The sequence below is a fragment of the Janthinobacterium sp. BJB426 genome (assembly GCF_002735705.1).
Classification (GTDB): domain Bacteria; phylum Pseudomonadota; class Gammaproteobacteria; order Burkholderiales; family Burkholderiaceae_D; genus Janthinobacterium.
The window spans coordinates 447,368-473,518 of the sequence record NZ_PDZL01000003.1 but is presented as its reverse complement, the minus strand read 5'-3'; the positions used below and the strand labels follow the sequence as shown (position 1 = coordinate 473,518).

20 protein-coding genes are annotated in these 26,151 nt (G+C 64.5%); 11 read left to right on the top strand and 9 right to left on the bottom strand.

Annotated features, from left to right (window positions below):
• Nucleotides 1-38 precede the first annotated feature (38 nt).
• Both CSQ93_RS07605 and pgeF read left to right on the top strand, forming a co-directional pair.
• Nucleotides 39-1,064, top strand: coding sequence for an RluA family pseudouridine synthase (locus CSQ93_RS07605; protein WP_099377511.1), 1,026 nt, complete (start codon nt 39-41; stop codon nt 1,062-1,064).
• Complete coding sequence (gene pgeF, locus CSQ93_RS07600; RefSeq protein WP_099377510.1) at nt 1,064-1,849, top strand: peptidoglycan editing factor PgeF; 786 nt, start codon at nt 1,064-1,066, stop codon at nt 1,847-1,849. The genes CSQ93_RS07605 and pgeF overlap by 1 nt, the downstream gene beginning before the upstream one ends.
• A 16-nt stretch (nt 1,850-1,865) precedes the next feature.
• On the opposite strand, the gene CSQ93_RS07595 is transcribed toward pgeF, so the two are convergent.
• Entirely contained in the window at nt 1,866-2,087 is a 222-nt protein-coding gene (locus CSQ93_RS07595; RefSeq protein ID WP_307789224.1) for a hypothetical protein, read from the bottom strand.
• 242 nt (nt 2,088-2,329) lie between these two features.
• Here CSQ93_RS07595 and phaC point away from each other — a divergent pair, with 242 nt between their 5' ends.
• From phaC to CSQ93_RS07575, 4 genes are all read left to right on the top strand, one after another.
• Nucleotides 2,330-4,042, top strand: coding sequence for a class I poly(R)-hydroxyalkanoic acid synthase (gene phaC / locus CSQ93_RS07590; RefSeq protein WP_233516092.1), 1,713 nt, complete (start codon nt 2,330-2,332; stop codon nt 4,040-4,042).
• Between the two features lie 225 nt (nt 4,043-4,267).
• On the top strand, nt 4,268-4,831 hold the full coding sequence (phaR, locus tag CSQ93_RS07585) for a polyhydroxyalkanoate synthesis repressor PhaR (protein WP_010399000.1): 564 nt from the start codon (nt 4,268-4,270) through the stop codon (nt 4,829-4,831).
• 194 nt (nt 4,832-5,025) lie between these two features.
• Nucleotides 5,026-6,381 (top strand): 30S ribosomal protein S12 methylthiotransferase RimO, encoded by a 1,356-nt coding sequence (gene rimO / locus CSQ93_RS07580; RefSeq protein ID WP_099377577.1) that lies wholly within the window; start codon nt 5,026-5,028, stop codon nt 6,379-6,381.
• A 189-nt stretch (nt 6,382-6,570) separates the two neighbouring features.
• Nucleotides 6,571-7,737, top strand: a complete 1,167-nt coding sequence (locus tag CSQ93_RS07575) for a cystathionine beta-lyase (protein WP_099377508.1) — start codon at nt 6,571-6,573, stop codon at nt 7,735-7,737.
• A 36-nt stretch (nt 7,738-7,773) separates the two neighbouring features.
• On the opposite strand, the gene CSQ93_RS07570 is transcribed toward CSQ93_RS07575, so the two are convergent.
• On the bottom strand, nt 7,774-8,136 hold the full coding sequence (locus CSQ93_RS07570) for a DUF4870 family protein (protein ID WP_099377507.1): 363 nt from the start codon (nt 8,134-8,136) through the stop codon (nt 7,774-7,776).
• An 84-nt stretch (nt 8,137-8,220) separates the two neighbouring features.
• On the opposite strand from CSQ93_RS07570, the gene CSQ93_RS07565 reads away from it, so the two are divergent.
• The gene (locus CSQ93_RS07565) at nt 8,221-10,122 is read left to right on the top strand and encodes a serine hydrolase domain-containing protein (protein WP_158301168.1); all 1,902 of its coding nucleotides are present in this window, start codon (nt 8,221-8,223) and stop codon (nt 10,120-10,122) included.
• A 4-nt stretch (nt 10,123-10,126) separates the two neighbouring features.
• Here the strand turns inward: CSQ93_RS07565 and CSQ93_RS07560 are convergent, their stop codons facing one another.
• From CSQ93_RS07560 to CSQ93_RS07530, 7 genes are all read right to left on the bottom strand, one after another.
• Nucleotides 10,127-10,384 (bottom strand): hypothetical protein, encoded by a 258-nt coding sequence (locus CSQ93_RS07560; RefSeq protein ID WP_099377505.1) that lies wholly within the window; start codon nt 10,382-10,384, stop codon nt 10,127-10,129.
• Nucleotides 10,381-11,235, bottom strand: a complete 855-nt coding sequence (locus CSQ93_RS07555) for a DUF692 domain-containing protein (protein WP_158301167.1) — start codon at nt 11,233-11,235, stop codon at nt 10,381-10,383. Before CSQ93_RS07555 ends, CSQ93_RS07560 begins: the two co-directional genes overlap by 4 nt.
• On the bottom strand, nt 11,225-12,148 hold the full coding sequence (locus tag CSQ93_RS07550) for a TIGR04222 domain-containing membrane protein (RefSeq protein ID WP_099377503.1): 924 nt from the start codon (nt 12,146-12,148) through the stop codon (nt 11,225-11,227). Before CSQ93_RS07550 ends, CSQ93_RS07555 begins: the two co-directional genes overlap by 11 nt.
• Nucleotides 12,145-12,873 (bottom strand): nucleotidyltransferase domain-containing protein, encoded by a 729-nt coding sequence (locus CSQ93_RS29740; RefSeq protein ID WP_099377502.1) that lies wholly within the window; start codon nt 12,871-12,873, stop codon nt 12,145-12,147. The genes CSQ93_RS07550 and CSQ93_RS29740 overlap by 4 nt, the downstream gene beginning before the upstream one ends.
• Nucleotides 12,874-12,971: 98 nt before the next feature.
• On the bottom strand, nt 12,972-13,814 hold the full coding sequence (gene serB, locus CSQ93_RS07540; protein ID WP_099377576.1) for a phosphoserine phosphatase SerB: 843 nt from the start codon (nt 13,812-13,814) through the stop codon (nt 12,972-12,974).
• Nucleotides 13,815-13,869: 55 nt separating this feature from the next.
• On the bottom strand, nt 13,870-17,313 hold the full coding sequence (mfd, locus tag CSQ93_RS07535; RefSeq protein ID WP_099377501.1) for a transcription-repair coupling factor: 3,444 nt from the start codon (nt 17,311-17,313) through the stop codon (nt 13,870-13,872).
• Nucleotides 17,314-17,400: 87 nt separating this feature from the next.
• On the bottom strand, nt 17,401-18,345 hold the full coding sequence (locus CSQ93_RS07530) for a 5'-nucleotidase (RefSeq protein ID WP_099377500.1): 945 nt from the start codon (nt 18,343-18,345) through the stop codon (nt 17,401-17,403).
• Nucleotides 18,346-18,685: 340 nt separating this feature from the next.
• Here CSQ93_RS07530 and CSQ93_RS07525 point away from each other — a divergent pair, with 340 nt between their 5' ends.
• From CSQ93_RS07525 to CSQ93_RS07510, 4 genes are all read left to right on the top strand, one after another.
• On the top strand, nt 18,686-20,449 hold the full coding sequence (locus CSQ93_RS07525; protein WP_099377499.1) for a methyl-accepting chemotaxis protein: 1,764 nt from the start codon (nt 18,686-18,688) through the stop codon (nt 20,447-20,449).
• Between the two features lie 344 nt (nt 20,450-20,793).
• The gene (locus CSQ93_RS29735; RefSeq protein WP_324847113.1) at nt 20,794-22,392 is read left to right on the top strand and encodes a methyl-accepting chemotaxis protein; all 1,599 of its coding nucleotides are present in this window, start codon (nt 20,794-20,796) and stop codon (nt 22,390-22,392) included.
• The gene (locus CSQ93_RS07515) at nt 22,392-23,321 is read left to right on the top strand and encodes a putative bifunctional diguanylate cyclase/phosphodiesterase (RefSeq protein WP_158301166.1); all 930 of its coding nucleotides are present in this window, start codon (nt 22,392-22,394) and stop codon (nt 23,319-23,321) included. Before CSQ93_RS29735 ends, CSQ93_RS07515 begins: the two co-directional genes overlap by 1 nt.
• A 51-nt stretch (nt 23,322-23,372) precedes the next feature.
• The gene (locus CSQ93_RS07510; RefSeq protein WP_099377496.1) at nt 23,373-26,150 is read left to right on the top strand and encodes an ATP-binding protein; all 2,778 of its coding nucleotides are present in this window, start codon (nt 23,373-23,375) and stop codon (nt 26,148-26,150) included.
• Nucleotide 26,151 lies beyond the last annotated feature (1 nt).

The window sequence follows — 26,151 nt, the reverse complement described above, 5'->3', positions numbered from 1 at the left end:
CCGATGGGAATGCTGTGATATTAACTCCGAAGCCTAATTTGGCTGACCCCGCGTTTGACTCCCTTTCTGACCATGCTGCCGAAGAGGCGTTTGACGGCGATTTTGCCGCCGACGACGTCTTCGAGGAAATGGCCCCGATTACATTGGAACTGACGCCGGACGCCTGCGGCCACCGCCTCGATAAAGTCATCGCCCAGCTGGTGCCGCAATACTCGCGCAGCCGCTTGCAATTGTGGCTGGAAGCCGGTTTCGTGACCGTCGATGGAAAAGTTGCCAAACGCAACATGACCGCCTATGGCGACGAGAAGATCGTCATTCTGCCGCAAAGTGCGCCGGAAGACGAGGCTTTTAAGCCGGAAGCGATGGAATTGAACATCGTGCACGAAGATGAGCATATCATCGTCATCAACAAACCGGCCGGACTGGTCGTGCATCCGGGCCCCGGCAACTGGTCGGGCACTCTGCTCAACGGCTTGCTGCACCACTGCCCGCAACTGGCGGGCGTGCCGCGCGCCGGCATCGTGCACCGCCTGGACAAGGACACGAGCGGCCTGATGGTGGTCGGCAAGACCCTCGCTTCGCAAACGGACCTGGTGCGCCAGTTGCAGGCGCGCACCGTCAAGCGTGAGTATTTCGCGCTCGTGTGGGGCACGCCAAAGGCGGCCGGCACCATCGACGCGTCCATCGCGCGCCACCCGCGCGACCGCGTCAAGATGGCCGTCTCGGAGAATTTCACCGCCAAGCCTGCCATCACGCACTATGAATTGATCGGCAGCGGCGAACTCGACCGTCGTCCCGTGAGCCTGATGCAATGCCGTCTGGAAACAGGCCGCACGCACCAGATCCGCGTCCACATGCAGCATCTGGGCTTCGCGCTGGTCGGCGATTACGTGTATGGCAAGCAGCATCTGGTGTCCGTGTTCTCGCGCCAGGCGCTGCAGGCGCGCCGCCTGGGTCTCGTGCATCCGGGTACCCTGGAAGCGTGCGAGTGGATCGTGCCGCTGGCCGATGACTTCGCGCAACTGATCGCCACCGCCGGCATTCCCGAGCCGGAACAGGTCTGATGACGTCACCGTTGCCTTGCATTATTCCCCATTGGCCCGGCTTGCCCGCGAACGTGGGCGCGCTGTCGAGCATGCGTGTGGGCGGCGTCAGCCAGGAGCCATATGGTGACGGGCAGGGCGGCGGTGGCTTGAATCTGGGCACGCACGTGGGCGATGATCCCGCGCATGTGGCCGCCAACCGCGCGCGGCTGGCCGCCATCTTGCCTGCCGAGCCGGCCTGGCTGTCGCAAGTGCATGGCGTGGCCGTGGCCGATGCCGGCAAGCTGGACGGCCATGTGCCGGACGCCGATGCCAGCGTGGCAACACAGTCTGGCGCCGTGTGCGTCGTGATGACGGCCGATTGCCTGCCCGTGCTGTTTTGCTCGACGGATGGCCTGGTTGTCGGTGCGGCCCACGCGGGCTGGCGCGGCCTGGCCAACGGCGTTTTGCAGCGCACGGTGGCAAGCATGCGCGCGCAAGGCGCGACGGACATCCTTGCGTGGCTGGGGCCGGCCATCGGCCCACGGCAATTCGAAGTGGGGCAGGACGTGCTGCAAGCGTTCCGCAACGGCGCGTGCGATGATGTTGAGCGGCAAGTGTTATCCAGTGCCTTCACCGCCATCGCCGACAAGCCCGGTAAATACCTGGCCGATATCTATGCGCTGGCACGCACCATGCTGCTGCGCGATGGCGTGGCGCAAGTGGCCGGCGGGGAATATTGCACCGTCAGCGATGCGGCGCAGTTTTACTCGTACCGGCGCGATGGCGTCACGGGAAGACAGGCCAGCTTGATCTGGCGCAAATAATCTGCACGGCAGACACTTATGTGTCTGCCGTTTTTGTTTTATCGTCTGCTGAGGCAAGTGCGCGGGCTTTTAGCTCGGCCTTGCGTTTGCGTCTCCGCGAGCCCGTCAGATAGAATAGGATGGACAGGGGGATGACGCAGTACAGCACGAAGGTCATCACCCCGGCGACGATGGACGGTTCTGTCAGCGCCATGAGGCCGACGACATAGATCCAGGCAACAGCGGTCATGAGCATCATCGGTATTGGCAGTGAGTAAAAGTTTGCATGCAGGTGATCCTAAAGTATTTATTTTTCGACTACGTTTCGGCGCCTAACAAAACCGTAGCGAGCGGAAGGGAGAGGTGGCTAAGAAGCGCAACCGTACTCTAGTACGGTGAGCATCGCAGGCCGCCTATTCCGACGCGCAGTAGGTTTTGTTCGGCGTCCCTCAATCTTGAATGGACTTACATACATCTATGAACATGCCCGATCCTCAAGCAATGACCAAAGAATGGATGGCGCAGATCAGCAATCCTGAGCAGTGGAAGACGTGGTTCAACATGGTACCGCAGCCCCAGGGCAATCCGATTGCCGGCATTTTGCAGGATGCAGGTGCCAGCATCAAGCCGGAAGTGATCGAGCAACTGAAAAATGCCTACGTGGCCAAACTGACGGGCTTGTGGGCTGATTTTATGGCCGGCAAGACGCCGGAGCTGAAAGACCGCCGCTTTGCCGCGCCCGCCTGGCACGCCAGCCCCCTGTCGGCCTTCAATGCGGCAGCCTATCTGCTGAACGCGGAGTTTCTGAGCGCCATGGCCGACGCCGTGGAAGCGACGCCGCACCAGAAGCAAAAGATTGCGTTTGCCGTGCAGCAAATCGTCGACGCCATGTCGCCCGCCAATTTTCTTGCGACCAATCCCGACGCCCAGCAAACCCTGATCGAGACCAAGGGCGAGAGCCTGGCCAAGGGCTTGAGCAATATGCTGGCCGACATGCAAAAGGGCCGCATTTCGCAATCCGACGAATCGGCCTTTGAAGTGGGGCGCAACGTGGCTACCACGCCAGGCACGGTGGTGTTCGAGAACGCGCTGTTCCAGCTGATCCAGTACACGCCGACGACCCCCACGGTACACCAGCGGCCGCTGCTGATGGTGCCGCCATGCATCAATAAATTCTATATCCTTGACTTGCAGCCAGAAAACTCGCTCGTGCGCTATGCGGTGGAGCAGGGCAATACCGTGTTCCTGATGTCCTGGCGCAATCCTGACCTGAGCATGCAGCACCTGACGTGGGACGATTACGTCGAGCAAGGCGTGATCGAAGCCATTCAGGTCACGCAGGACATTTCCGGCCAGGACAAGCTCAATATGTTCGGCTTTTGCGTGGGCGGCACCATCGTCTCGACGGCGCTGGCCGTGCTCAAGGCGCGGGGCGAAAATCCGGCCGCCAGCCTGACCTTGTTGACCACCTTTCTCGATTTCTGCGATACGGGCGCGCTCGACGTCTTCATCGACGAGCCGCAAGTGGCGCTGCGCGAGCAGTCCCTGGCCAAGGGCGGCCTGATGTCGGGCCGCGACCTGGGCAGCACTTTCTCCAGCCTGCGGCCGAACGACCTCGTGTGGAACTACGTGCAATCGAATTACCTGAAAGGCAAGGAGCCGCCCGCGTTCGACTTGCTGTACTGGAATGGCGACGGCACGGGCTTGCCGGGTCCCATGTTCTGCTGGTATCTGCGCAACACTTACCTGGAAAACAGCCTGAAAGTGCCGGGCAAGCTGACGGTGGCCGGCGAAAAGGTCGACCTGAGCAGCATCGACGCGCCTGCTTTCATCTACGGTTCGCGCGAAGACCATATCGTGCCCTGGGGTGCGGCCTATGCCAGCACGGCCTTGCTGAACCCGAAAAAGCCGAAAGCCAACCGCTTCATCCTCGGTGCTTCGGGCCATATCGCCGGCGTGATCAATCCTGCTTCGAAGAAAAAGCGCAGCTACTGGAGTAATGACCAGCCCCGCACGGCCAAATCGAAGCCGCAAAGTGCCGAGCAGTGGATGGAAGGTGCAACCGAGCACGTGGGCAGCTGGTGGTCCGAATGGGCGGCCTTCCTGGCCGAACACGGCGGCGCGCAGGTGAAGGCGCCAGGCAAGCCGGGCAACAAGCGCCACGCGGCAATCGAGCCGGCGCCGGGGCGGTATGTTAAAGTCAGGGCGGACTAGTTTACAAAAGCTTCTCGCCAGGCAAGACCGGCGTAATCCCCGGTCTTGTCAGGAATCTACTTTTAGTTGCGTTGCAATAAATATGGGAATCTACTACCCTGATGTGCAATGGAGCCATTTTCCACTCTATAATGGAAAAAGTAGGCAGGTGCGAAAGCGGACCCACGTTCGCTTTTTTTTCGGATTAACTCTGTACGCGCTGCGGCGCAATAAGTGGAACTTGTGATGAGTAGTGCAAAAAAAAGTATAGACCGCCTGATTAAAAAATATCCCAACCGCCGTCTGTATGACACGCAAACCAGTTCCTACATCACCTTGACGGACGTCAAGCAGCTGGTGTTGGACAATGAGGTGTTTACCGTCGTCGATGCCAAATCCAATGAAGATTTGACGCGCAGCATCTTGCTGCAAATCATTTTGGAAGAGGAAGCGAACGGCGCGCCCATGTTCTCGAGCAGCGTGTTGTCGCAGATCATCCGCTACTATGGCCACGCCATGCAGGGCATGATGGGATCCTACCTGGAAAAGAACGTGCAAGCGTTCACCGATATCCAGCACAAATTCACGGGCACGTCGGCCGGCAGTTTCGAAGGCAAGCCTTTCAGCCCGGAAATGTGGACCCAGTTCATGAATGTCCAGGGCCCGATGATGCAAGGCATGATGAACAACTACATCGACCAGAGCAAGAGCCTGTTCGTGCAGATGCAGGAACAGATGCAGAGCCAGAGCAAGAATCTGTTCGGCACGTTCCCGTTCGTTCCGCCGGTCCCGCCAACGGACAAAAAGTAATCCATGCCACACGCTCACCGGGCGATTCGATCGCCCGTGAGTTGTATCGGCGTCATCAAAACAGCATAGTTCTGCCAGCAAGGGTCGGCTCGGGGTACAATAGCCGATTCGCCTCACCATTTTACTAGCTGCCAACTATGTCTGAAATTCACCGTATTCCCGTTCCTTCCGCCCAGCCCGAGGCCATGCTGGCCATGCCAGGTGCGGCGCCGAAAGTGGGCTTTGTCTCGCTCGGCTGCCCGAAAGCGCTGGTCGACTCCGAACAAATCCTGACCCAACTGCGCGCCGAAGGCTACGAAACGGCGAAATCCTACGCTGGCGCCGATCTGGTGATCGTCAATACCTGCGGTTTTATCGATGCTGCCGTGCAAGAGTCGCTCGACGCCATCGGCGAAGCGCTGGCTGAAAACGGTAAAGTCATCGTGACCGGTTGCCTGGGCGCCAAGAAAGATGCTGCCGGCGACGACATCATCATGAAGGTGCACCCGAAAGTGCTGTCCGTCACGGGCCCGCACGCGCTGGCCGAAGTGATGGATTCCGTCCACTTCCATCTGCCGAAACCGCATGCGCCATTCCTCGACCTGGTGCCGCCGCAAGGCGTCAAGCTGACGCCGAAGCACTATGCCTACCTGAAAATATCCGAAGGCTGCAACCACCGCTGCAGTTTTTGCATCATCCCGTCCATGCGCGGCGACCTCGTCTCGCGCCCGATCGGCGAACTGATGATCGAAGCGGAAAACCTGTTCAAGGCTGGCGTCAAGGAATTGCTGGTCATTTCGCAAGATACCTCCGCATATGGCGTGGACGTAAAATTCCGTTCCGGCTTCTGGAATGGCCGTCCCGTGAAAACCCACATGACGCAGCTGACGGAAGCGCTGGGCGAACTGGCCAAGTCCTACGGCGCCTGGGTGCGCCTGCACTATGTGTATCCGTACCCGCACGTGGACCAGATCATCCCGATGATGAGCGGCGGCCACATCCTGCCATACCTCGACATTCCGATGCAGCATGCGCACCCTGACGTGCTCAAACGCATGAAGCGTCCGGCCAGCGGCGAGAAAAACCTCGACCGCATCCAGGCCTGGCGCGCCATCAACCCGGACCTGACGATACGCTCGACCTTCATCGCTGGTTTCCCTGGCGAAACGGAAGAAGAATTCGAATACTTGCTCGACTTCCTCAAGGAAGCGCAGATCGACCGCCTGGGCTGCTTCGCCTATTCGCCTGTCGAAGGTGCAACGGCCAACGCCATCGCCAATCCCGTGCCGGAAGAGCTGCGCGAAGAGCGCCGCGGCCGCGTCATGCTGCTGCAGGAAGAAATTTCCAAGAAACGCCTGCAAGCCAAGGTCGGCAAGACCGTGCGCGTGCTGATCGATGAAGTCACCCGCTCCGGCGGCGTGGGCCGCTCGTCCGCCGACGCGCCGGAAATCGACGGCGTCGTGTATGTGAAGCCGCCATTCGAGCCGCACCGCAAGCTGACGGTTGGTCAATTCGTCGACGTGACGATCACCTCGGCCGATGCGCACGACCTGTGGGGCGCTGCCGAGTAAAAAACCGCCATGCCGGCGTTGCGCTGCCTTGCCGTACAGTATGCTACTGTCTTCGGCAGCGCGCCTTGGCCTGAACGTTTTTTATGCAGGTGTAACACTCTGTCAGGTGTACGGCGTGCAGGGCGCAAAGCCCTTACAATCAAGGCGGATCAGCAATTGCGGATCCGCCTTTTTTTATTTCCCGACGCCATGACCCAGACCAAATCTCCCCAGACCGCGCTGATCCACAGCGATTACCAGGCGCCGCAAGGCTTTGCCGCGTTTCCGAACGCCATCCATCACGCATCGACCGTGCTGTTCAAGGACGTGGCGGCCATGCGTTCGGGCGACTGGAAAGAGAAAAACGCCTACACCTACGGCTTGCACGGCACGCCCACCACCTTCACCCTGGAAGCGCGGCTGGCCGAGATCGAAGGGGGGAAATACTGCCTGCTGGCGCCGTCGGGCCTGGCGGCCATCGCCATGGCGGATTTTGCCCTGCTGAAAACGGGCGACGACGTTTTATTGCCGGAAAATATCTACAACCCGAACCGCGAACTGGGGCGTTGGCTGGCGCAGGATTTCGGCATCACGGCCCGCTATTACGATCCGCTCATCGGCGCCGGCATCGCCGCCCTGATCCAGCCCAACACCAAACTGATCTGGACGGAAGCACCCGGTTCCGTGACGATGGAAGTGCCGGATTTGCCCGCCATCTGCGCGGCTGCCCATGCGCGCGGCGTGCTGGTGGCTTTGGATAACACCTGGTCGGCGGGCCTGGCCTTGCGCGGCTTTGACCTGGGCGTGGACATCATCATGCAGGCGCTGACGAAATACCAGTCGGGCGGCTCCGACGTGCTGATGGGCGCGCTCATTACGCGCGAGCGGGCGCTGCACGAGCGCCTGGCGCTGGCGCACATGCGTCTGGGCATGGGCGTTGGGGCGGACGACGCCTACCTGGTGCTGCGCGGCTTGCCGACCATGAAGTTGCGTTTCGACGCTCACGATGCGGGCGCGCGCGCGGTGGCTGCCTGGCTCAAGGGAAGAAGCGAGATTGCCACCGTGCTGCATCCGGCTTTCGACGATTGCCCCGGCCACGCCATCTGGCAGCGCGATTTCACGGGCGCGGGCGGCCTGTTTTCCGTACTGTTCGATGCCCGCTACACGGAGGCGCAGACGGACCGCTTCGTCGATGCCTTGCAATTGTTCAAGATTGGTTACAGCTGGGGCGGCGCCAACAGCCTGGTGATGCCGTACCGCATCGCTGCCATGCGCAAGGGCTGGCAGTTGCCGGGCCAGCTGGTGCGCCTGAATGTGGGACTGGAAGATCCGCAGGATTTGATCGCCGATATCGAACGGGCGTTCGCGGCGATGTAGGAAACGGCAAGCCGTTGGCTTGCCGCGAAGCACCTTTTACATGGGCACGGGCTTGTTGTTGTTCAGGTCGAGGAAGCCGCGCAGCAAGCGGTAGGCCTTCCACAGCCAGGCCACGCCCCACACGAGGAACGCCAGCGGAATGCCGATCAGCGTGATCCACAGGATGGCGCCGACGACGATCCAGGCCACATACCACCAGAAGGAACGGATCATCCAGCTGTGATGGCTGTACACGAAGGTCCCGGCCGCCTCGTCCCGCTTCACATAATTGATGATGAGCGGAATGAAGGAAAACGCGCCCAGCGAAAACACAAAGCTGGCGCCATGTATCAGGTACAACCACCAGGCCAGGTTTTTGGTCTGCTGGAGTTGGGTATCCAAAATAATATCTTGTGACATGAAAGCTCCCGTCGTTGCTCAATTTTTAATTGTAACAAGCAAAGCGGCGCGGCAGCGCAGTCCATGCAAAAAGGCAGAATACATTTGAAACGAGATCGCTATCCCACCCTGGCCGCGTGCGCCAGGTCATGGCTGCGTAAGGCCTTGCCGGCCTTGCTGCTGTGCGCCACGGTGGCCCATGCCGCCGGCGCGCCCCTGGATGCGGAGTTTGCCACCGGCTTGAAGGAAGAGGGTTTGGCGGGCGCCGTCTGGAGTGAAGTCTTGCCTGACGGAACGGTCAAGGTCGGCGCGTCCGGCTTGCGTGATGCCGCCAGGCAGATACCCATGCAGGCGGACACGCGCATGCAGGTGGGGTCCGTGGGCAAGGTGGCGCTGGCGCTGGGCATCTTGCGCCTGGTTAGCGAAGACCGGCTCACGCTCGACACGCCCTTGCAGCAAGTGCTGCCGGAACTGGCGCTGAACAACCCGTGGCAAGCCAGCGACCCCGTGCGCATCCGCCACCTGCTGGCGCACACCTCGGGCCTCGATAATGTGCGCTTCTGGCAGGCGTTCAGCCTGAAGCCGGCACCGGACACGCCGCTGGCCGCCGCCTTTGACGGCGACCGCAATCTGCTGCGCGTGCGCGCCCGGCCCGGCAGCCGCTATGCGTATTCGAACATGGGCTATGGCTTGCTGGGCATGGTGATCGAGAAGGTCACGGGCCAGCCGTACGAGCGTTATCTCGATGCGCAACTGCTGCAGCCGCTGGGCATGGCGGACAGCACGTTTGCCTATGTTACGCAAATGAGTACGCAAATGAGCACGCAAATGAGCACGCAGGCGGGCGCGCAGGCGGATCCGCGCCTGGCCATGGGCCACTTCGAGCATGGCGTGGCGCAGCCGGCAGTGCCGCAATACCTGCGTCCGGCCGCGCAATTCACCACCACGGCGGCCGACATGGCCAAGCTGGCGCAATTCCTGATGGGCGACGGCAAGCTGCAGGGCAAGCGCTTCATCGACCTGGCGCTGATGGGTGCCTTATCCGAACCGGCCGGCACGGATGCGGCGCAGGCGGGCCTGGCAACAGGCCACGGCCTGGCCCTGGCCGTGCGCGACCGCCACAATGTGGTGGGCGCCTGCCACCCTGGCACGGCCGTGGGTTTCCGCGCCATGCTGTGCCTCTATCCGGAGCAGGACAGCGCCTTCTTCGTGGCCTTCAACACGGATGCCGAGCAGGCCGACTATGAGCGCTTTAACCGCCTGCTGCTGCGCGACCTGGAACTGCCGCTGCGCGCGCCGGCCCCGCACGGCACGCCCGCGCCCACGGTGGAAAACTGGCAGGGCGTCTACGTACCGTCGCCCAGCCCCATGGCCAGCATGGCCTGGATCGATGCCGTTTTCGGCTTTACGCGCCTGAAATGGGATGGCGAATCGCTGTTCCTGATCCCGTTCCAGGGTGAACCGAAGGAACTGGAACCGGTGGGCGGCCTGCTGTTCCGCGCCAGCGACCGCAGCACGCCGTCGCACGTGCTGATGCAGGAGGATGGCAAGCATGTGCTCAGCGACGGCTTGCGCAGCTATGAACGGGCGTCGATGCTGCGCATGCTGGTGCTGTGGGGCAGCCTGGCGCTGGGCGCTGCCGGCTTGCTGTATGTGCTGGTGGTGGGTGTGTGGCGTGCCGCGCGGCGCAGCCTGGGGCGGGGCGACCATCTGTTTGCGCCCCTGCTGTCGCTGCTGGCGCTGCTCCTGCCGCTGCCGTTTTTCTATTTCCAGTCCTATCTGCGCCTGGGCGACGTCACCATCGCCAGCGTGCTGCTGGCGCTGGCGACGGGTGCGCTGCCGCTGGCGACGGCGTTCGGCCTGGCCCGCTGCTGGCGCAGCCGCGGCACGGCGGCCGAGGCGGGTTCTTGGGCGAAATGGGATTGGGTCGCCTTGCTGGCGGCCTTGCAGCTGCTGCTGGTGCTGGCCTGGTGGGGACTGCTGCCGCTGCGGCTGTGGCACCTGTAGGCTGTCAGGTCCAGGCAGCCAGCAGCCGGCGCCACCAGGGTTGCGCCGGCGTGGCCCTGCTACCGTGCGCGGACCGCTTGGCGCGATAGCTGGCCGCCGCCATTTGCAGGCCGACGCGATCGATCGCCGCCATCGCCTCCGCTTCCTGCGGCGACAAGCCATGCAGCAAGGCTTGCGCATGGGGATCGAGCAGGAAGGCTGCACGCAGGACGTCGTCCGTGTACAGCCTTGCCAGATAGGTTTCCAGGGCGGGGGTGCTCATGCGCTCCGCCCCGCGCGCAAGGCCGCGCGCGCCAGCTCCAGCTGGCCCAGCACGTGCTCGAACGACGGGTAATTGCCGTCGCGTTCGACGATCACCGTCAAGGGCTGGGGAGCATGGCGCGCCAGCTGGGTCAATAAGGCGAAGACGGCGGGCGGCACGTCGTGCAGATGGTCGTCCAGCAGGCGCTGGCCGCCGCCCGGCGCGGCTATCCAGTGGCCGCCGCTCAGGTGCACGGCGCCGACCCTGTCCAGGGGAAAGCGCAGCAGCAATTCCTCCGGCGCCTCGCCAACATTGACGGCATTCGCATACAGGTTGTGCAGGTCGAGCAGCAGCGGCACTTGCGCGCCGTCGACGATTTGCGTCAGCCATGCGGCTTCGTCCATCGTGCTGGCGGGCGGCTGGACCAGGGTGGCGATGTTTTCCATCAGCGGCGCGCTGCCGACGATGCGCGTGGCCAGCGCGATATTGGCCACTGCGCCGCCGGCGCTCTGGGGCGTGCGGGGCGGCGCGGCCAGGTGGCCGATTTCCACGCCGCCGGCGCGCACGAAACTCAGGTGCTCGGACCAGGATTCGGCTTGCACCTGCCGCATCAGGCGCGCCATCGCATGCAGGCGGCGCGGGTCGGCGGGAATCGTCGACGCCAGCCCCATGCCGACGCCGTGCAGGCTGACAGGCACCTGGCGCGCCAGGCTGCCCAAGGCAGCGATGCCGGCGCCCGAGGCGTGGTAGTAATCGTCGGCGATCACTTCCAGCACGTCGATCTGCGCCAGGTTGGACAGGATGCCGGCAGCCAGTTCGCCGCGCCAGCCCAGGCCGACGCGGTCGCGTGCGGCCCTCTGGCTAGCTGCCACAGCCGCCGCCACCGCCGCAACCGCCACAGCCGCTGCCGCCGCCATCGCCGCCACCGCCATCGCCACCGCCCGATGACGAGTCGCCCGTGCCACCGGATGACGAGTCGCCGCCCGTGTTTTGCCGGGGTACCGGGTACAGCTCGGCGACATAGGCGTACACGGACAAGGGCAGGGCGCCGAGGCCGAAGATGGCGGCCAGCAGTGCCATGTCGGCGCTGCTGCTGCCCGCCTGCAGGCGCGCCGCGCGCATGTTCAGGCGGCCAAACAGCATGCGCAGGTCGGTCAGCAGCCGCTGCGCGCTCCAGCTGGTCGGCTGGGTGCGCAAGCCGCGCAGCATGAGCAGGAAGATCGCCAGCAGCAGCGCCAGGAACAGCAGGTTGTAGTGCTGGCGGCTGATGGCGATGACGGCCTTGACGGCGGCCACCGTCAGCAGCAAATAGTGCGCGGGCCAAGTGATGCGTTCGCGCCGGCGCAGCAGCGGCGGGCCGACCAGCAATTCCTGCCGGGTCAAGGTGTCCTGGTAGGCGCGGCACGATGGCAGCATGTCCGCCTGCTCGGCCAGTTCCTTGCTGTGGCCCTGGCGGCCCAGGTACAGCTGCAGCACGTCGCGTTCGATGTCATGGCTGGCGAAGCGCAGGCTGTCGGCGCTGGCCGTTTCCAGCAGCGGGCCATCGGCGCGCAGCAAGCCGCGGTCGACCAGCACGATGGCGGCAATTTTCACGGCTTCGAGGGCGCCGCCGCGCAGGAAGGCGATGCGGTAGGGATCATCGGCCAGCGACAGCTGGGCGTGCGGATTGCGCAATTCCATGCGTATCAGCAGTTCGCGCACGCTGTAATACACGAGCGCGCCGAAGATCAGGTAGGCCAGCAGGAACCAGGGCCCGCTCCAGTCAAAGGGATTGAAGCCGTTCACCGCATCTGCTCCGCGTGTTCGCGCAAGTGTCCGGTAATCGTCATCAAGCCCGTAAAGGCGGGCAGGGCCTGCCCCGGCGCCAGGCGCGCCGTTTCGCGCGCCGCCGACATGGCTTGCAGGGCCGTGTGCAGGGCCGGCTCGCCCAGCTGGTCGACAAACGCTTCGAGCGCCTGCTTGCCAGACAGCCCAGGCTTGCCCTCCAGCTGCGCCAGGGACGCTGCGGCCGAGCGCAGCGGGCCGGCCGCGTCGGCGATGGCGCCGGCCAGCTGTTCTTCATTCAGGCTCAATAGCATATACCGTTCGCGCATGCGCACCTGCTGGTTCAGCAGCACTTGCCGCAGCCGGCGTAGCACGGCGTCGCGGCTGGTGTGCAGACTGGCAAAAGGGTCAGCGCCATGCAGCACCTTGTGGCGCGCGATGATGTCGGCGAACTTGACGGCGAAGGCGTCGGCGGCCTGCGTCAATTCGCTCTCGAGCAGGAACATTACCTGCAGATCGATGGCGGCGTGCGCCAGGCGCAAGGGCCCGCGCAGCGCATCGGCCGCCTGCGGCGTAAAGCGCTTGAGCAGCAACAGCAGGTTGACGTCGGAGGTGGCGCGCACCTGGCCATCGGCGGCCGAGCCAAACAGCACGGCGGCGGCAAGGTCGTCACCAAACGCGCCTTGCGCGGCGGCGACAAACACATCCAGGTGGCGTTGTATCTCTTCTGGCAGCGGTGGCGGCATGCGGTGTACTTTCACGGTGGGTTGGCGGAATGATCATAAGTTTGCAATATAGCAAAAATATGCATCCCTGCGCGCACCGTCCGCCAGAGAGAGTCAACTCAGGTCAATACATTGAGCAAGCCATCGAGTCCCACGAAGTTCAGCGCCACGTCGGCCTGCGAGCGCACCACGGGCTTGGCGCGGAAGGCCACGGACAGGCCGGCGATGCCCATCATTTTCAAGTCGTTGGCGCCGTCGCCCATGACGATGGCCTCGGATGGGGAAATTCCCAGCTCCGCACACACGCGCTCCACCGTGCGCTGCTTTTCCTCGGCGTCGACGATGCCGCCGATGACTTTGCCTGTCAGCTTGCCGTCGACGATTTCCAGTTCGTTCGCATGCGTGTAGTCGAGGCCCAGGCGCTGTTTCAGGCGCTCGGTGAAGAAGGTAAAGCCGCCCGACACCAGCAGGGTTTTCAGGCCGGCTTTCTGCACGGCCGCCAGCATGGCTTCCGCGCCCGGCGACAGTTTCAAACGCTCGTCGTAGACGCGCTGCAGGGCCGACGCATCGAGGCCTTCGAGCAGGGCCACGCGCTGTTTCAGGCTGGCGGCAAAATCGAGTTCGCCGCGCATGGCCGCTTCCGTGATGGCCGCCACTTGCGGTTTGAGGCCCTGCATGTCGGCGATTTCATCGATGCACTCGATGGTGATCAGGGTCGAATCCATGTCCATCGCCACGAGCTTGAATTCGGCCAGTTCGCGCTGGCCCATCATGTAGGTGGCGTCCAGCTGCGCCGCCTGGGCCGCCACTTCGATGGTGGGGCGCAGCGCGGGCGAGTAGGCGATCTGTTCGCAGCGCACGGCGTTCGGACCCAGGCGCGTGATGGACGTCGGCGCGGCCAGCGCGGCGATGCGCTCGAGGCGTGCGCTATCGCCGTCCAGGCCCTGCAGGATCAGATTCATGGTGATGGTCTTGGTATTGGTCATGGGTCAGCCCTGCATAAAAGATAGAAATAGTCTAAACCGTCAATTGCTTGATGGTGGTCTTGATCTGCGTCACGCGCGCGGCCAGGTCCGGCATGGTGGCCGTGATTTTCAGCTTGTCCTGGCCATGCAGCTTGATATGGCGGTTCTTCTGGATCAAGTCGATGATGCGCATCGGGTCGATCGGCGGCTTGGCCATGAATTGCAGGGTAGCCGCCTCGCCATGCACGTCGATCTTGACGATGCCCACGGTTTTCGCCGCGATGCGCAAACGGTGCGTCTCGACCAGGGCCTTGACGGCGTCGGGCAGCTTGCCGAAGCGGTCGATCAGCTCTTCCTGGATGTCGTCGATCTTTTCCTGCGTGGCGCAGTTGGCCAGGCGCTTGTAGATCGACAGGCGCTCGTGCACGTCGCCGCAGAAATCGGCCGGCAGCAGGGCCGGCACGTGCAGGTTGATCTCGGTGGTCGAGGCCAGCGGCGCCGCCAGGTCAGGCTCCTTGCCCGCTTTCAGCGAGCGCACGGCTTCGTTGAGCATGTCCGAATACAGCTGGAAGCCGATTTCCGTCATCTCGCCCGACTGGCTCTCGCCCAGCACCTCGCCGGCGCCGCGGATTTCCAGGTCGTGCATGGCCAGGTAAAAGCCGCTGCCCAGTTCTTCCATCTGCTGGATGGCGTCAAGGCGGCGCTGCGCCAGCTTCGTCAGGCCCTGCACGTCGTGCACCAGCAGGTAGGCGTAGGCCTGGTGATGCGAGCGTCCGACGCGGCCGCGCAACTGGTGCAGCTGCGCCAGGCCGAACTTGTCGGCGCGGTGCATGATGATGGTGTTCGCCGTCGGCACGTCGATGCCGGTTTCAATGATGGTCGTGCACAGCAAAATATTGAAACGCTGGGCGACGAAGTCGCGCATGACCTTTTCCAGGTCGCGCTCGTGCATCTGGCCGTGCGCGACGGCGATGCGCGCCTCGGGCAGCAATTCCGTCAGCATGGCCAGGCGGTTCTGGATGGTTTCCACCTCGTTGTGCAGGAAGTAGATCTGGCCGCCCCGTTTGAGTTCGCGCAAGCACGCTTCGCGGATGATGGCTTCGCCCTCGCTGCGGACAAAAGTCTTGATTGCCAGGCGCTTTTGCGGCGCCGTGGCGATGATGGAAAAGTCGCGCAAGCCTTCCAGCGCCATGCCCAGGGTGCGCGGGATCGGCGTGGCCGTCAGGGTCAGCACGTCCACTTCCGCGCGCAAGGCTTTCAGGGCTTCCTTCTGGCGCACGCCGAACCTGTGTTCTTCGTCGATGATGACGAGGCCCAGGCGGGTAAACTTGACGTCGTCGGACAGCAGCTTGTGCGTGCCGATGACGATGTCGATGGTGCCGTCGGCCATGCCCTTGAACGCCTGCGTGATCTCCTTGCCGCTGCGGAAGCGCGACAATTCCGCGATGCGCACGGGCCAGTCGGCGAAGCGGTCGGCGAAGGTCTGTGCATGCTGCTCCGCCAGCAGGGTGGTGGGCGCCAGGATGGCTACCTGCTTGCCGCCCATGACGGCGATGAAGGCGGCGCGCAGCGCCACTTCCGTCTTGCCGAAGCCGACGTCGCCGCACACGAGGCGGTCCATCGGTTTGCCGGAAGTCATGTCCTTGATGACGTTGTGGATGGCCTCGGCCTGGTCCGGCGTCTCGTCGAAGCCGAAGCTGTCGGCGAAGCGCTGGTAGTCGTGCGACGAGAATTCGAACGAGTGGCCCTGGCGCAGGGCGCGGCGCGCATACAGGTTGAGCAGTTCGGCAGCCGTGTCGCGCACCTGTTCGGCCGCGCGCTTCTTCGCTTTTTCCCACTGGCCCGAACCGAGCGAGTGCAACGGCGCGTCTTCCGGCGAAGCGCCCGAATAGCGCGAGATCACATGCAGCTGCGATACGGGCACGTACAGTTTCGTGTCCTTGGCGTATTCGAGGTGCAAAAATTCCGTCTCGCCTTCGCCCAGGTCCATGCTGGTCAAGCCCATGTAGCGCCCGATGCCGTGGTTGATGTGCACCACGGGGTCGCCGATTTTCAGCTCCGACAGGTCGCGCACCATCGACTCGACCTGCGTCACGCCTTCCTGTTTCTTGGTGCCGATCCTGCGACCGGAACCGGCATACAGTTCCGTCTCGGTGATGAAGGATAAATTACCTTCCGGCGTAAACAGTTCGAAGCCCGCGTGCAGCGGCGCCACACCCAGCATCAGCTTGGCGTCGGACTGCAGGAAGCCGTCACTGCCTTCCACCGGCGTCAGGTGCAGATCGTATTCGGTGAAGTACTGCTGCAAGGTTTCGCGGCGGCCGTTCGATTCGGCGCAGATCATCACGCGGCGGCCCGATTGCAGCAGGTAGCTGCGCAGGTTGGCCAGCGGGTCGTCGGCGCGGCGGTTGACGGCGATGTTCGGCACGGGCGCCGACAGTTCGGACGCCAGCGCATCGTTCGATTTGGCGATCGCCAGGCGCGGATACGGCTTGGCCAGGCCGAAGAACTGCTCGTCGGACAGGAACAGCGATTCCGGCGGCAAAATCGGCCGTTCGCGGTCCGCTTTTAAAAAGCGGTAGCGCGACTGGGTATCGGTCCAGAAGCGACCGATGGCCGCATCGATCTCGCCCACCAGGGCCAGCGAGGCGTCTTCTGGCAGATAGTCGAACAAGGTGGCCGTCTGCTCGAAGAACAGGGGCAGATAATATTCGATGCCGGCCGAGGCGATGCCGCTGCTGATGTCCTTGTAGACGACCGAGCGCGATGGATCGCCTTCGAACTGCTCGCGCCAGCGGTTGCGGAAGGTGGTGCGCGCCGCTTCGTCCATGGGGAATTCACGCCCCGGCAGCAGCCGCACTTCGTGCACGGGGTACAGCGAGCGCTGGGTGTCGGCGTCAAACGTGCGGATGGTCTCGATGGTGTCACCGAACAGGTCGAGCCGGTAGGGCAGGGCCGAACCCATGGGGAACAGGTCGAGCAAGCCGCCACGCACCGAGTATTCGCCGGGCGACATCACCTGCGAGACATGGCTGTAGCCGGCCAGGGTCAGCTGCGACTTCAGGCGCGCTTCGTCGAGTTTTTCGCCCTTCTTGAAGAAGAAGGTGTAGGCGGCCAAAAAGGACGGCGGCGCCAGGCGCACCAGCGCCGTGGTGGCCGGCACGATCAGCACGTCGCACTGGCGCGTCTGGATTTCGTGCAGGGTGGCGAGACGCTCGGAGACCAGGTCCTGGTGCGGCGAAAAGGCGTCGTAGGGCAGGGTTTCCCAGTCCGGCAGCAGATGGCAGCGCAGTTCCTTGCCGCCAAACCACGGGATTTCATCGAGCAGGCGCTGGCCGTCGCTGGCCTGCGCCACCACCACGGCCAGCATCTGGCCCCGCGCTTTCAAGGCCAAAGCGGCCAGCGCCAGGGCATAGGCGTCGGATGAACCATACAGGGCGGGCAGCGCGTAGCGGTTGCCGGGCTTGGGGAGGGCTTTTTTTAAGTCTAAGGACATGCAGGCGATGACACTAGTGGCAGAGGCAGTTGAGTGGGACAGCTGTGATGCGCGCCGCGCCGCCAGTGACGGCGCTGACAGGCGAGATTATAGACCATCGCCCGCGCGCATATTCGCAATGCCGAACGGTATATGCACCATCGGGATGGTGCCGCCCGCCGATTTGAGGTGGCTCAGCTGGTCGTCGAAGAAGATATGCGGCTTGAACACGGCTAGCACGCGCGATTTGTCCATGCCGCCGAGGAAAAACGTCTCGTCGGCCGCCACGCCCCAGCTTTTCAGGGTCGTCACGACCCGCTCGTGCGAGGGCGCGTTGCGCGCCGTGATGATGGCGATGCGCAGGATCTTTTTATAGCCGGGGTCGCGCCGCTGGGCCCTTTCTTCCAGGCGCTGCATCGTGGCCAGCTTCTGGAACAGGCCGGCCAGCGGTCCCGGGCGGTGCGGCGTGCCCACGTTCAGGGTTTCATGGGCGTGGAATTCATCGACGTCATTGTTGCGCTTGAATACGGTTTCCGCTTCGTCGTCGGCGATCACGCCGTCGAAATCGAAGGCCACGCGCAGTTCCTCGTCATTTTCATCGTCTTCCGTGCGCGACGGCAGCACCAGGCCGGCCGGATAGTCGCAGGCCAGGGCGCTGCGTACGTCGCCTTCATTCGCGCTGAGGAACAGCGACGCGTTGAAGGCGGGCAGGTAGGGGTAGGGCGACTTGCCCGTCATGAAGGCGGCGCGCGAGATATCCAGGCCGTAGTGGGCGATCGAATGCATGACGCGCAAGCCCGTTTCCGGCGAATTGCGCGAAAACAGCACCACTTCCACGGGCGACTGGCGCGGGTAGTGCTTGTTGATGTTCAGGAAGCGGCGGATGAAGGGGAAGGCCACGCCGCGCGGCAAGACCGTGTCGATATGCGTTTCCTGGTATTTGCGGTATTCCTCGGGGCCACTGTCGAGGTAGATCTGATGCGATTCGGCCAGGTCGAACAGGGCGCTGGAAGCGACCCCGATCACCAGTTTGTGTTCGATAGGATAAGCCATGCTGTACCTGTGGTGTGCGTGTTGACCATCTTATACGACTATTAACTGCGTAGCCAATAGCGATACGCGGGGATTTTTTGCACCAAAGCAGGGCGCAGACCAGCTTTTTGATGCCACTGTGCAAGGCGCGCCACAGTCAGGAAATAAATATTGATTTGTATCAAGTATGTAGCAGTCAGCGCAGCCATTTTCCACTATGCTTCCTATTATAAAATCTCGCCAATTGTAACGAAGCGTACGCCCCATCCCCGCCACCTTTATACAAGTGTCAGCTGTTTTACTCGAACATGCCAGCCTCAACCTCGCCAGCAAAAATCGTGACTTTATAAAGGGCCTAGCCATGTTTAAGAATTTACTGATCAAATGGAAGTTGGCGACCCTGGTCGCCGTGATGATGGCGGCCTTGCTGGTGGTGGGCATCAGCGGCTACACGGGCATCGCCACCGTGGGCCGCGCCGTCAATGAAATCGGCGTGGTGCGCCTGCCGTCGATCCAGGGCTTGATGATGATCAGCGAAGGGCAGACGGCCGTTGCCGCCGCCACCCTGACGGCCGCCATCTATGAAAACAATTACCAGGCACAGGACAAGTTCGCGGAAGCGCTGCAGCTGCGCACCAAGGCCTGGAATAATATCGAGGCGGGCCGCAAGCTGTACGAGCCGCTGCCGCAAACGCCCGAGGAAACCGTGTTGTGGCAGCGCTTCCAGGGCGAGTGGACGGCCTGGAAGGCAGATGACGACAAGGTGCGCGCCATCTTGCGCCAGCTGGCCGACAACCGCGATGAGGCGCGGCAGAAAGAGTTGTTCGTGACTTTCTATAAACAGTATCAGGATTCGCGCGCGCTGTTCGGCAAGGCCGAAGGCACGCTCAACGAGATCATCAAGCTCAATAACGGCGTGGCCGACGCCAGCGTCAAGGACGGCAGCGCGGCCGTGATCCGCTCGGAAAGCCTGATGGTCATCCTCGGCTTGCTGGCCTCCGCGCTGGGCATCGCCTGCGCCGCCTACATCACGCGCGCCATCACCCAGCCAATCAATTCGGCCGTGAAAGTGGCGCAAACGGTGGCTTCGGGCGACCTGACGAGCAATATCGAGGTGCACACGACGGAAGAAACGGGCCAGCTGCTGCAGGCGCTGAAAGACATGAATTCCAGCCTGGTCAGCATCGTCGGCCAGGTGCGCAGCGGCACGGAGACCATCGCCACGGCCTCGTCGGAAATTGCCAGCGGCAACCTGGACCTGTCTTCGCGCACGGAAGAGCAAGCCAGTTCACTGGAAGAGACGGCGTCGTCGATGGAAGAACTGACGTCCACCGTGCGGCAGAATGCCGACAATGCCCAGCAGGCGAACCAGCTGGCGCTGAGCGCATCGGGCGTGGCCGTGAAGGGCGGTGAAGTGGTGGGCAAGGTGGTCGAGACCATGGACGCCATCAACGATTCCTCGCGCAAGATCGTCGACATCATTTCCGTCATCGACGGCATCGCCTTCCAGACGAATATCCTGGCCTTGAATGCGGCCGTGGAAGCGGCGCGCGCGGGCGAGCAGGGACGCGGTTTCGCCGTCGTGGCGACCGAGGTGCGCAACCTCGCGCAGCGTTCGGCGGCGGCGGCCAAGGAAATCAAGACCCTGATCGGCGACTCCGTGGTGGCCGTCGACGCGGGCAGCAAGCTGGTGGCCGAGGCGGGCAGCACGATGGCCGAAATCGTCTCCAGCGTGCAGCGCGTGACGGACATCATGGCGGAAATCAGCCTGGCCACGCAGGAGCAAAGCTCGGGCATCGACCAGATCAACCAGGCCATCGGCCAGATGGACCAGGTGACGCAGCAAAATGCGGCCCTGGTGGAAGAGGCGGCGGCCGCTGCCGAATCCCTGCAGGAGCAATCGGGCCAGCTGGCCGAGGTGGTCAGCGTCTTCAAGCTCGATGGCGGACAGGCGCCTGCCGTGCGCGCAAACGCGAACGCAAAGCCGGCCGCGCCGCGCGCCGTGGTGGTCAGCGCCGCGCCGAAGCGTCCGGCAGCGCGCCCCACCGCAGGCCGCCCGATCCTGCACGCCGTGCCATCCCCGCAGCGCGGCGCGCCGCGCGACGACGAGTGGGAAGTGTTCTGACGGATTGACGGCGCCAGCATGCGCTAACGGACGGCCGCCTTGCGCGGCCGTTTTTGCATGCGCGCACAGGGTCGCACTGCGGTTACTACTTATTAAAAAAACAGCGTTATAAGAATAGCTGTTTTGCCATCTAAGCAAATCTTTGCAAAACTTAACGCGACATTGCTTGTGAGATAACTCACACTGCCTGCCGTACCACCCTTGTTCCCGCCTCGGCCACATCCCGGCTGACCCCTCCGCCTGCTGCGTCCAGCCATTCGTGGCAGGCGACAGCCATTGCCGTCAGCCTTGCATGCGAGCCCGGCGCGATGACCGATGCACCACACTGAAGGATGCGAATGAAGATGGCAAATATGAAAATCGGCACGCGCCTGCGCTGCTCCTTTGCGTTGTTGACCTTGCTGCTGCTGGCGACCGCCATGCTGGGCATGCTGCGCCTGTCCAGCCTGGAACTGCGCATGCGCGACGTGATCGATGACAAATATCCGAAAACCGTGCTGGCCAACGACATCATCAAGAATGTCAACATCATCGCGCGCTCTTCGCGCAACCTGCTCCTGATGACGGAGCCGCAGCAGCTGGCGCAGGAACGCGCCACCATCGCCAGGGCGGGCGGCGAAACGGAAAAGGGCCTGGCGCAGCTGGACAAGGTGGTGCTGTCGCCGCAGGGCCGCCAGCAGATGGCGGCCGTGACGCAGGCGCGCGCCACGTTCAACGCCGGGCGCGACAAGGTGCTGGCCCTGCTGGAAGAGGGGGCGCGCGACGAAGCGACGAATTTGCTGCTCGGCACCGTGCGCGGCGAGCAGCTGCGCTACATGGCGGCGCTGGAAAGCCTCATCTCGCACCAGCATGACCTGATGGAGGAGGCGGGCGCCCAGGTGCGCCACGAATACGCCACGGCGCGCAACATGATGCTGGCACTGAGCGCCCTGGCCGTGCTCTTTTCACTCGTCACCGCCTGGCTGGTCACGCGCAGCATCGTCCTTCCGCTGCGCCATGCCCTGACGGTGGCGCAGACCGTGGCCGCCGGCGACCTGACATCGACCTTCGGCCGCCACGGCGGCGATGAAACGGGCAAGCTGCTCGATGCGCTGTGCATCATGAACGGCAACCTGCTCGACATCGTGCAGCAAGTGCGCAGCGGCACCGACACCATCGCCACGGCCTCGTCGCAAATCGCGGCCGGCAATATCGACCTGTCGTCGCGCACCGAGGAGCAGGCCAGCTCGCTCGAACAGACGGCGTCGGCCATGGAAGAACTCAGCTCCACCGTGCAGCAGAACGCGGACAATGCCCGCCTTGCCAGCGTGCTGGCCGTCGAGGCGGCGAATATCGCCGGCGCTGGCGGGCAAGCCGTGGGGCATGTGATCCATACGATGGACGCCATCAGCGCGTCCTCGGCGCAGATCGCCGACATCATCGGCGTGATCGACATGCTGGCCTTCCAGACGAATATCCTAGCCTTGAACGCAGCCGTGGAAGCGGCGCGCGCGGGCGAGCAGGGGCGCGGCTTTGCCGTCGTGGCGACGGAAGTGCGCAACCTGGCGCAGCGCAGCGCGGCGGCGGCGCGCGACATCCGCGCCCTGATCGCCAACTCCACGCAGCAGGTGGACGCCGGTGCGGCCCTCGTGGCGCGGGCCGGCGCCACGATGCAGGACGTGGTGGCGGCCGTGGGCCGTGTCAGCCAGATGGTGGCCGACATCACGGCCGCCAGCGCCGAGCAAAGCACGGGCATCGGCCAGGTCAGCCAGGCGGTGCTGCAGATGGATGAAGTGACGCAGCAGAACGCCGCCCTGGTGGAGGAGGCGGCGGCCGCCTCGCAATCGCTGGAGGGCGAGGCGGCGAAGCTGCTGCAGGTGGTCAGCGTGTTTCGCCTGCAGCAGGGACCGGCGCACACCTTGTTGCGCCGCAGCGCGCCGGCCGTGCCGCGCCTGCTGGCCTAGTGGCGCGCCTGGCAAGGTTCTGGCTCGGCGCGCTGGCGCTGTTATGCCGGGCGCAGGAGGGGGCGGGTGGCAAGCCCGGTGCTTCGGCGCGCAGCCGGGAGTTGCAGGCGCGCCTTGACAGCGCCATCGCTGACGGCGAATTCTGCTTTCACTACCAGGGCAAGTTCGATACGGCGCAATTGCGTCTGGTCGGCCTGGAAGCGCTGCTGCGCTGGGAGCATCCGCGCCACGGCCTGATTTACCCGAACGAATTCATCGGCCTGGCCGAGCAGACTGACGCCATTGCCGCGCTGGGCAACTGGGGCATCGATGCGGCCTGCCGCCAACTGGCGCAGTGGCGCGCGCAGGGCTTGCCTCTGGTGCCGGTCGCGGTGAATATCTCGGCGCGCCAGCTATGCCAGCCGCAGTTGCCGGCGCAGTTACCCGATTTCGTGCTGGGCTGCCTGCGGCGCCACGCCATTCCTGCCGGCCTGCTGGAGCTGGAAGTGACGGAAAGCTGCTGCATCGACGACATGGCGCAGGCGGCGCAGGGCTTGCGCCGCCTGCGCGCGCTGGGCCTGGCCATTTCGCTCGACGATTACGGCACCGGCCATTCGGGCTTGAGCCATGTCCGGATGCTGCCGATTCACACCATCAAGATCGACCGCTCCTTCATCCGCGACTTGGGCAGCGGTGGCAGCGCAGATTGTGACACTGTGATCGTCGCCTCGACCCTTGCGCTGGCGCGCGGCCTGGGCTTGCAGGCGCTGGCCGAAGGCGTGGAAAACGGTGAACAATTGGCGCAGCTGCGGCGGCTGGGCTGCCCGCAGGTACAGGGCTTTTATCTGCACCGCCCGGCGCCCGCGGCCGAGGTGGCCGCGCTGCTGTCCGCCGGCCTTGTAACAGTGGCGAAACATGGCGCCATGCGGCATGGCGCGGATGCTCAGTAGAATATGGCCACTGCAAGCCGCGTGCTTTAACACCTTCTCCCCCACGCAAGAATGATAAACAGTCCCGTCCCGGCCTATGTCTTCGGCCCGTTTCGCCTTTTGCCGCTGGAGCGCCTGCTGTTCGAGGGCGACCGCGCGCTGCGCCTGGGCAGCAGGGCCATGGACTTGCTGCTGGCCCTGCTGGAGCGCGCCGGCGACATCGTCGACAAACATGAACTGGTGGCCATCGTCTGGCCCAATGCCGTGGTCGACGACGCGACCTTGCGCGTGCATCTGGCGGCGCTGCGCAAGGCGCTCGGCGACGGCCGCGATGGCCAGCGCTACATCACCACCATCCCCGGACGCGGCTACGGCTTCCTGGCGCCGCTGGCGCACACGGGCCGGCCGGCGTCCGGTGCGGCGGGCGCCGAGCCGCGTCACAATCTGCCCGTCATGCTGACGCGCATGCTGGGCCGCGCCGAGGTGCTGCAAACGATGGCCAACCAGCTGCTGCAATTGCGCCTGCTGTGCATTGCCGGTCCGGGCGGCATCGGCAAGACCACGCTGGCCGTGGGCCTGGCCACGCGCGTGCTGCGCCGCTATGCCGATGGCGTGTGTTTCGTCGACCTGTCGCCGCTGGACGAGGGCCGCCTGGTGCCGCTGGCGCTGGCCACGGCGCTGGGAGTGGCGGTGCCGGCCGGCGATGCCATGCCGGTCCTGCTGGCCTACCTGCGACCGCGCCACATGCTGCTCGTGCTCGATAACTGCGAGCACGTGATCGGCGCGGCCGCCACGCTGGCCGACGCCTTGCTCAAGGGCGCGCCGCTGCTGCACCTGCTGGCCACCAGCCGCGAGCCGCTGCGCCTCAGCAGCGAACAGCTGCAGCGCCTGCCCGCGCTGGAATTGCCGCCGGCCGACGCCGTGCCCGATGCCGCCGCCGCCCGGCATTTCTCCGCGGTGCAGCTGTTTTGCGAACGCTGCGCGGCCGTCGACGATGCTTTCGTGCTGGCCGACGCCGACGTGCCCGTGGTGGTGGACATCTGCCGGCGCCTCGACGGCATCCCGCTGGCGCTGGAGCTGGCGGCCGGGCGCATCGGCCATTTCGGCCTGCACGAATTGCGCCGCCAGCTCGACGACCGCTTTCGCCTGCTCACGCGCGGCGCGCGCAACATGCCCTTGCGCCACCAGACCCTGCGCGCCACGCTGGACTGGAGCTACGGCCTGCTCGATGCGCAAGAGCGCCAGGTGCTGCAGGCGCTGAGCGTGTTCAGGAGCCGCTTCCGCCTCGAGTCGGCCAGCGCCGTGGCGGGCTGCGACGTGTTCGACACGCTGGCGGACCTGGCCGCCAAGTCCCTCGTCAGCATCGAGTTTTGCTGCCAGCACGTGTATTACCGGCTGCTCGACACCACGCGCGCGTATGCTGGCGCGCAGCTGTCGGCGGGCGGGGATGCGGGCGCCGTGCTGCTGCGCCATGCGCGCCATTGTCTGGGCCTGGCCGGGCGCATCGCCGCCGACTGGACAAGCATGCCGCCGGCGCACTGGAGCGCGCGCTACGGCCGCCATGTCGACGACCTGCGCGCCGCCATCGACTGGGCCTTCGGCGAGGAGGGCGACGTGGCGCTGGGCGTGGCCCTGACCCTGGCCGCGCAAACCCTGTTCTACCAGCTGTCGCTGATGGATGAATACCGCGTGCGCGTCGAGCGGGCGCTCGAGCACATGGCCGCGCATGCGCTGGACGACCCGGACAGCGAGATGCAGCTGCATGCCTCGCAGGCGCATCTGCTGCTGCATACGCAGGGGATCACCGGCACCATGCTGCGTTCATTCCAGCGCGGCTATGCGCTGGCCATGCGCACGGACGATGGCAGCCGCCGCGCCGAAGCGATCTGCGGCATGTGGGTTTGCAGCCTGAAGCTGGCCGATTTCCAGCGCGCCGACAGTTACGTCACCGAGCTGGCCGTCCTGTGCGCCACGCGCGACGACACGGCGATGCGCCTGGTGCTGGCGCGCATGCGTTCCGTGGGCGAGTATGTGCAGGGTCGCTACGCGCAGTCGGCGGCGCTGGCGCGCATGGTGCTCGCGCATCCCGAGGGGGCCGCGCAGCTCGGCTTTAACAATGCCCTGCTGGCCGATCACCAGGTATGCCTGCGCGGCACGCTGGCGCGTTGCCTGTGGATGCAGGGCCGCCCCGACGACGCCCTGGCGCTGGCGCGCGAGGCGGTGGCGGTGGGCTTCGAGCACAATGGCGTCACGCTGTGCGTGGCGCTGGCCGTCAATGCCATTCCCGTCGCCCTGTGGTGCGGGCAGCGGGAACTGGCGCATGCGTGGATTTGCCTGCTGTGCGAGCATGCGGCCCGCTATGGCTTGCTGTACTGGAGCGCCTGGGGCGCCGCCTACCAGCGCCTGCTCGACGGGGGCGAGGCGATGACACAGTTCCCCTGGCCTTCGGTGCGCAGCTGGCCGATACAGGTCGATTTGATGGCCACCCTGCACGACGCGGCCGCCGATAGCCAGGCGCTGCGGCGCGCACGCACGGGCCTGGCGCCGTGGAGCGCGCCGGAAGTGCTGCGCCGCGACGCGCACCACCGCTGGCGCGCGCTGGCGCAGGACGATGCGGCCGGCCTGGAAGCGGTACGGGCGCAGCTGGAAGAAGCGCTGCAGCTGGCCAGGGGCCAGCAGGCGCCGGGCTGGGAGCTGCGCTGCGCCACCAGTCTGGCGGCCGTGCTGCAGGCGCAAGGCCGCGGTGCCGCCGCGCGTGCCGTGCTGGCCCCTGTGCATGGCGGTTACCGGCAGGGGCGCGACACTTCGGACGTGATGGCGGCGGCGGCTTTGCTGGCGCAGCTGGCCTGAA